General features: G+C 33.9%; 6 protein-coding genes and 2 pseudogenes. 2 read left to right on the top strand and 6 right to left on the bottom strand.

Features of this window, described 5'->3' with window-relative positions; all coding sequences use genetic code 11:
• Window positions 1-1,922, bottom strand: a 1,922-nt coding sequence (locus G6069_RS07735) for a relaxase/mobilization nuclease domain-containing protein (protein WP_197293913.1), incomplete at its 3' end; no start/stop codon positions are given.
• Window positions 1,923-3,262: 1,340 nt separating this feature from the next.
• Between G6069_RS07735 and G6069_RS08040 the strand changes: the two genes are divergently transcribed.
• Window positions 3,263-3,976 carry a Card1-like endonuclease domain-containing protein gene (locus tag G6069_RS08040; protein ID WP_331459028.1) on the top strand — a complete coding sequence of 238 codons (714 nt, stop codon included), beginning with the start codon at window positions 3,263-3,265 and terminating at the stop codon, window positions 3,974-3,976.
• A 60-nt stretch (window positions 3,977-4,036) separates the two neighbouring features.
• Window positions 4,037-4,165 (top strand): annotated as a pseudogene (locus G6069_RS07725) (type II restriction endonuclease); the annotation flags it as partial.
• Between the two features lie 150 nt (window positions 4,166-4,315).
• Here the strand turns inward: G6069_RS07725 and G6069_RS07720 are convergent.
• From G6069_RS07720 to G6069_RS07700, 5 genes and pseudogenes are all read right to left on the bottom strand, one after another.
• The gene (locus tag G6069_RS07720) at window positions 4,316-4,531 is read right to left on the bottom strand and encodes a hypothetical protein (RefSeq protein ID WP_000517562.1); all 216 of its coding nucleotides are present in this window, start codon (window positions 4,529-4,531) and stop codon (window positions 4,316-4,318) included.
• 286 nt (window positions 4,532-4,817) lie between these two features.
• Window positions 4,818-5,642 (bottom strand): small-conductance mechanosensitive channel MscS, encoded by an 825-nt coding sequence (gene mscS / locus G6069_RS07715; RefSeq protein WP_197293912.1) that lies wholly within the window; start codon window positions 5,640-5,642, stop codon window positions 4,818-4,820.
• A 160-nt stretch (window positions 5,643-5,802) separates the two neighbouring features.
• A pseudogene (locus tag G6069_RS07710) lies at window positions 5,803-5,932 on the bottom strand (DNA adenine methylase); the annotation flags it as partial.
• Between the two features lie 268 nt (window positions 5,933-6,200).
• Window positions 6,201-6,491, bottom strand: a complete 291-nt coding sequence (locus tag G6069_RS07705; protein ID WP_197293911.1) for a hypothetical protein — start codon at window positions 6,489-6,491, stop codon at window positions 6,201-6,203.
• Window positions 6,492-7,100 carry a hypothetical protein gene (locus G6069_RS07700; protein ID WP_197293910.1) on the bottom strand — a complete coding sequence of 203 codons (609 nt, stop codon included), beginning with the start codon at window positions 7,098-7,100 and terminating at the stop codon, window positions 6,492-6,494.
• Between the last annotated feature and the right edge of the window lie 21 nt (window positions 7,101-7,121).

The raw sequence follows: 7,121 nt of genomic DNA, 5'->3' as shown, positions 1-7,121 counted from the left end.
AATTCTTTAGCTTTTTCTTTTTCTAGCATAGCTTGATAGTGTGCTTTAGCTCTAGCTTGTTCTTTTTTACCAAACTCAATCCAAGGCTCATCGCTGTTAGGCTCTTTTGTGATAGCTTGAATTTCTTTTTGCTCTAGCTTAGTATCTTTAGCGTGTTCTAGGACTTTTTCAAGGTTTAGGTTGTCATAGTGGGTTAAAAACCTATTAGCTCCTATGATTTCATTACAAGTATAGAGAATATCCTTAGAAATTTTAGAAAATTGTTTAATTTGTTTGAGAAAGCCTTGTTTTTCTTTTGGAGACAATGAAGTTTCTCTATAATGTTTTGAAGATTTCACATAATGTTCTTTAGCTCTTTCAAACTCTTCTTCTTTTTGTTTTAAATCTTGTTCTAAAAAAAGTAATCTCTCTTTGGCTAATAAAAGCATGGTGTTTTGATAGTCTTGTAGTTGCTTACTCACTAGCTCATAAGTGTTATCATTAAGCTTGTAAGTGGGGTCATTTTGCTTAGTTTTAAAGCTCTCTAGCATGAATTGATATTTTCTAGCACTAAAATAAGCGTTTTTAAAAGTTTTGAGAGTGGGGCGTTTATCTTTAGAAAGTTCTAAGGCTTTGGCTAAAAAAATAGGATTAGTTAGAGTGTTGTATTGGGTGTTTTGCTTGGTTTTAACTTCATTTCTTAGCTGGGCTAATAGTAAGTGTGAGTTTTTATCTAAAAGGCGTTTGTCTAGGTGTTCAAGCTTATTTAAAAGCATTTCTTTTTTCTTTAAAACAGAATAGCCCTTAGTCTCTCTTTCAAAGTCTCTGTCTAAACCATTGAGAATAGCAAAATTCTTAAAGGCTGAATGGTTTTGTTTTTTATCTAATTCTTTTTGATAAAAGCCTAAGAGTTCGTATAGCTCGTGTTTGTTAGTGTTTTTTAAGTGTTCGCTTACTGGTTTTCTCTTATCTATCCTGTCAATATCTAGCTGTTCTTTTTCATCATCGCTTGTGTCTTTGTGATTAAACAGAGCGATTTTAAATTCAGAAATCTTTTGTTTTAAAGGGGTGCTGTGGTTATTTTGAATGTCTAGGGCTTTTGCTTTGTTTTTATATTTGAGTTCTTGTAAATACTCGCTTTGTAAAGCCTTGTTTAAGTCCCACTCATCTTGTGGGGATTTGATTTGTTCTAAGGCTTTTTCTTCTTTTTCCAAGTCTTGTAATTGTTGTTTGATATTGTCTAGCTCTTTAAGTTTTGGCTCATTGACATACAAGTATTCTTCGCTCAATAAGTGGTCATTCAACCTATAAGCAAACTCACTTCTTAATTCATTAAAAAATTCTTTACAATCTTCATGCCCCTTAAAACGCAGTCTTCTTCGTGTGAGCTGATTAGTCTTATTGATAAAACAATGGATATGGGCATGGTCTTGATGAGCGTGTGGCACAAGGGCAAACTTGTATTCAGGCAATCTTATTTTTAAGCTCTCCCAAGTAGAATGTAAAAGCCCTTGCATTGTCTCTTCATCTGGCTTATCTTTGATAGAAAAAACTAAGTGCATAGTCTCGTTATAATCTTTAGTCAAATCAAAGTCATTGAGCCAACTCTCTAAGATGAATTGCTTATCGCATTCTAAAAACATTTCATTGTAAGCTGTTTCGCTATTTTCTAAAGCATAATTTAGGGCATTTTCTAAGTGGGAGCGTTTCATTTGCCCTATGTTTTTAATAAGCACAGGACTAGCTGTTTTTGTGCCAACTAGATTAGATTTAATAAACTTTGAGTTAGGGTTAAATTGATTGAACTTAATGAGCAATCTTTTATCTACTTTATCGCTATCACTAAATCTAGGCTTTTGCATATGCTTTAAAATATCATCTAAGAAAGATAAGTCCATAGGGCGACTATCTAGCTTAGTATCTAATATAGCCCTATCTAGCATACAAACCCTTTAAGACTTAACAACATTGCTAAATTTTTATCTAATTCGCACACTTTCAAGCTAAACTTCTTTCCCTTACTAACAAGGCATTTAAAACGCCCAAATTTTATTCAAGCTAACGCTAATTTAAGAGCTAGACTTTTGATTTTAAATCTAGCGATTTTTCAATTCTTTGTAGCATAGCACAAAGAATTGAAATTAGAACTAAATCAAAAAGGTGCAGGATAACACCATGTGTGCGTACACATATGGTTAAAACTTCGTATTCAAGGGACTTGGAGCTAGATTTTTAAAAAATAAGGGTTTTTGCTAACTTTTTGCCTAAAAAGTTTTTAAAAAGTGCTTTGATAGATGAATTAAATTTTTAATCTAGTAAGAGAGAAAAATTTCATTCAAAAGCTTTAACCCCATTACTCAATTTTTTAGGCAAGGGCTTGTTAGAAACGCTATAAAAACTTAGAGATTTTTATTGAAAGAACTTGTAGTCAAAACATTAAGAACTAGATAGCCATATGGTAAGAACTTAGTAGCCTATAGAATGAAAACTTTATAGCACAATCAAAAGAACTTGCAGCCTACCAATAAGAACTTGTAAGCAACAATTAGGGAACTAAGGGCTACACGATAAAAACTAAAAGCCACAAGTTAGAACCTAATAGCTCACATTAAGCAAAGAACTAAGGGGAAAATAGATTAAGAACTTATCTGCTCTAATGATATGAACTAGGTTGCTTGTATGATTAAGAACTAGGAGCAAAACACCATTAAAACTTACTAGCAACTCATATAAGAACTACCAGCCCATTTCATAAGAACTCACAATCAATATTAAAGGAATGAAATTATTCTTTAAGCTTTTGTTTAAAAAATTTATGCTACATTTTCAATGATTTTTTAATTGACTTAGATTGAAACTTAGAGAACACTTAAAACTTACATTCTTTTAGGAATGCGTCAATTTAGCACTCAAAAGCATGTTTTTATCACTTCTAGTTCTAAAAACGCTAAGGCATTAAAGAGGTTTTTTGAAGAATGAAAAGAAACTAATGAGAACTTTCAAATCAATACCGATCGTCTTCATTCTATAGAAGTGAATGTTTTTGAACCTAAAAATATTTATGAAAACATTTTGGAACATACAAACAAAAATGGCTTAAAGGATAAGAGATTGTGTTTTAATCTAACCGGTGGGACTAAAATGATGTTTCTAGCAGGGCTAAAGGCATCAGAATATTCAAGCACCTTATTTCTATATTGAAGAAAAAGCCCAACGACTATTATTTTTTAAAAATCCAAGCGGTATTGAGCCTTTTGCTATTCCGGCTATCCCCATTAAAGATGTGGAAACTTTTTTCTCTTTGCATGTCCCAAATCGTATGATAAAACAAAATGGTATCATAGATGAAAAGAGTTTAGAAAAGATACAAGAGCGTAAAAATTTAAGCAACTTATTGTATGAACATCGTGCAAGAATTATTGAAAATTATCAAAAAATTAATGATAGTTATTCTAAAGATAAAACGATGGATATTGATGAAAATAATCTTAAATTGCTTTACAAAGACCATCAAGTTTTCGTGAATATAGATGGAAAGGAAATAAAGCTCAGATATTCAGAAGATGAAGATGATTTTAGAAAATACATTATAGGGGGTTGGTTTGAAGAATATATTTATTGTGAATTGCTGGAGTTGCTAGACAAACAAGTGATCTATGATCTACGCTTGAATATGATTTTGGGCGTTGGAAACACAAACGCCACTCAAGGAGATAAGCACCCTATTTATACTGAGCTTGACATAGCTTTTAGCGATGGTAAAAATCTCTATGTTGCAGAGTGCAAGAGTGGGGAGTTAAAAAATAAGGGGGTTTTAACCGCTCTATCTGCTGACGCTCAAATTTTTGGTGGAGCCAATGCGAAATGCATTTTAATATCAATTGATGGTAATTTGGGGCAAGTTCTTCAAGAAAAAGTTAAAATTTTGAACATTGAGTTTATCTTTAAATATTTTAAAAAAAATATTGAGAATTATATTAATAACTCTAGGCGTTGATAAATTAGGGAGAGGGTATTTAGTTGGTGTTAAACCAATATGCTATTGGATTTTAGAGTTTTTAAGAAACAATTAGTGCCAATGAATCCCAATAATCAAGTCAATTATAAGCTTACTCTCAATCTTAAAGAGTTGAAAGAAATTGCAAATCTCACTAAAGAGTTAGAGGGAATTTTAGAATCAGATTAATATTTTTAGATAGGATTAAATGAATCAAAATATTTTAGGAATAGGGTTTGTTTATCCTACCCAAAAATTGGTATGAGGGCTGATCTCACCGATTCAAGCTATTCTCTTTTCTTGAGGTCATGGGGCGTTGGTTCCTTGGAGCGATCGTTATTAAAATAATTTTGGGTTTTTGTGGTAAAATTCTCCCATGCAGGCTTTGTTTAGAGAACTTATCTCTATTGCCCGAATCTTTTGACTCTTTTTCTCATGTTTATAAAGGTAAGCGTCTGCAAAAGCGTTTAGTGCTTCGCTGTTTTCATCATTATTATTCCAATGATTCGCTAATTTTTCATAGTCAATCGCTGTTTCTTGTTTCATTTTTCCCATGTTGTTTCCTTTTTTTCTTTTGTTTCACTGCCAAGCGCATGGCTCTTATGCCATGCGTTTCTCTTGCTCTTGTTTAGCTTTTAGATTTTTTTCTACTTTCTAAAGCCCATAATTGATGTTATACACCCACTCTTTAATGGTTTTATTTAAATAGTAGGTTAGCTCATCGTTTAAAACCTCTTTCATTTTATCGTTATATTTTTCCATTAAACGACATACGCTGCTGCTTGATGTGGGGTCTCCTTTAAAATTCAAGTATCACTGCAATCAATGCGTCTCACACCAATCACTTAGAAGAGTCTTGATTTTTAATAGCGATATCTAGCTTATTGAAAGGGATTTCAATGTGGTTAGCGTCTAGGGCGTTTTTGATGCGTTCAATGAATTCGCTGCGCACATTAAAGATCCCATCTTCAATCTTTGCCCAAACCCTAATGGTGAAATTCAATGAACTTTGTCCAAAATCCGTGATTCCAATAAAAGTGGGCATGTTTTTATCAATTTTTTCCATTGAGTCAATAACATCTTTTATAGTCTTATGCACCAGTTCAATATCGCTCCCATACCCTACCCCACAAACCCATTCAATGCGCCGACATGCCGTGTTATTGCTATTGATAATATTAGAATTAGCGACACTTCTATTGGGCAAAACCGCCAAACGCCCGTCATGCAAGCGTAAAGAAGTGTTAAAAAAATTAAGCGCTTCTACTTTGCCCTCTAGGCCAGAGATTTCAATGATGTCTCCTTTTTTGAAAGGGTGCAAGATAATAAGGATTATCCCTCCAGCAATGCTTGAAAGGTAATCTTTTAAAGCCAACGCCACCGCAATCCCCACCGTTCCTAAAACAGTGATAATAGAAGTGGTTTGCACGCCTAGCGTGCTGAGCGCAATGATTGTGGTGATGATAAGGATTAAGATAAAAGTAACCTGTGCGACAAAATTCGCTAAAATCTCATCCTTTTTGGATAAAAGTTTCATGGTTTTGTTCCGTAAGAAAAACGAAAAATAAAAACCGATACAAAAGACAACAATAGCCTTGATTAAGATTATCCCAAAATGCTTTGCCTGCGGGAAAAAATCCACTAACAGCGTTTTAATTTCATCCATAAATTTTTCCTTTTAAAAATCGTTTAAAAGCGATCAAACAACTTAATTTTGTATGAGATTATTTTAACATGTTAAGCATCTTTAGGGATAACTTGATTGGCTTTTAACACGCTGTCTAATGAAAAAAGGTTTTTTAGTGTTGAACCTAGAGACCACTTTACGCACACCCCACGATACCCGTCCCAGCGAACAGATCGCAAAAAATCACACCCAAAAGGTTGCCCCACAACCGCATGGATATTTTCTTGAATAAAGGCAATGAGTTTGTATTTAGAGCCGATGCAGTTCATTGATACAACCATTAAAGGGTAGTTTTTGATCGGATCTAATTTGGATAGCTCGCATGATAGTCTTTTTCCTATATTGTATTCAAACCCACACTCTTTCAAAAGGAATGAAGCGATCCCTCTTTTTTCTCCTTTGAATTGGCTCAAGCGTTCCTTTAAAAAGACTCTAAAACTCTAAAATCCAATAACATATTGGCTTAACACTGCATGTCTTTTGGCTTGAGATTCCTTTTTGGAGCTTAAGTCAGATTGACCTAGCGATCAATCACAATCATTGATTTTGGTTGCCTTGATTGGAGAGTTGTTGCTCTTGATTGGAAGGTGCGCCCCATAGCAACTTCTCCCATTTACCCCATAAGTAATACACAAGCACTGCTAACGCAACAAAACCAATCGTGCTTATTAATTCTCCTGGGTGTTCATGGGCTATTTGGTACTCCATCGCCAATAAAACATAGTAGCATGGAACGGCAATAAAAGAAACTATCATAAAACCAAAAAATAACCTAATGATTGATTCGAGGAAAAAAGATAATTTTTTGCCTTCTTGAATTTTCTGCAACTAATAATTTGTAAGACTAAAAAACGCTTGCAATAACAAAAAATACAGCCCTATACACACCCAAACAAGAGAAATGATAATCTTAGAAGTGATCTCTATATTAAAATGAGCAAGAAGTTTGATTATGGAGTAAATGGGCGAATACTGCATAAGGGTGGGGAGTAGCTGCAAACTATGAGGATAGCATGCGGAGAAAGAAAACGATTCATAACAACCGCTCAAATAACTCAAAAAGGGAACACCATAAAAATAATAAAACCCTACCATATACAACCATAAGGATCCTATGAGCGATCCTACAAAAATTGTGTTTAGTAATATACTCCTTATAAAAATAGCGATAAGGGCAATTATTGCGACAACTATCACAATGAAAACTAGAGTAAAGATAGTGTCGTCTTGATTTGCAAGCCGACCAACTTTAACACCCACTGATGGGTGTTTTTCAAACCATTTGAATACATTTAACGCACCATCTGAGAAATTGGCAGTGATTGGCATGGAAAAAGAGCCAAAGTCAAGAGAAGGAATGGCTGTTGCGTTTAGGGTTTTATTCGCGCCAAAAAACCCAATCACAAGAATAAAGCACAATCTGATTAAAACATTCATTTCAGCACTCTTTTTGATGAT

It is taken from the genome of Helicobacter pylori, from assembly GCF_017594925.1.
Classification (GTDB): Bacteria; Campylobacterota; Campylobacteria; order Campylobacterales; family Helicobacteraceae; genus Helicobacter; species Helicobacter pylori_DP.
Note: the sequence above shows the minus strand (reverse complement) of the source record. Positions and strands in the feature narration are given on the sequence as shown.

Bases quoted from the DNA above. Each gene is read 5' to 3' on its own strand.
- G6069_RS07720 (WP_000517562.1), bottom strand. From the start codon at position 4,531: ATGGGAAAAATGAAACAAGAAACAGCGATTGACTATGAAAAATTAGCG.
- mscS (WP_197293912.1), bottom strand. From the start codon at position 5,642: ATGGATGAAATTAAAACGCTGTTAGTGGATTTTTTCCCGCAGGCAAAG.
- G6069_RS07700 (WP_197293910.1), bottom strand. From the start codon at position 7,100: ATGAATGTTTTAATCAGATTGTGCTTTATTCTTGTGATTGGGTTTTTT.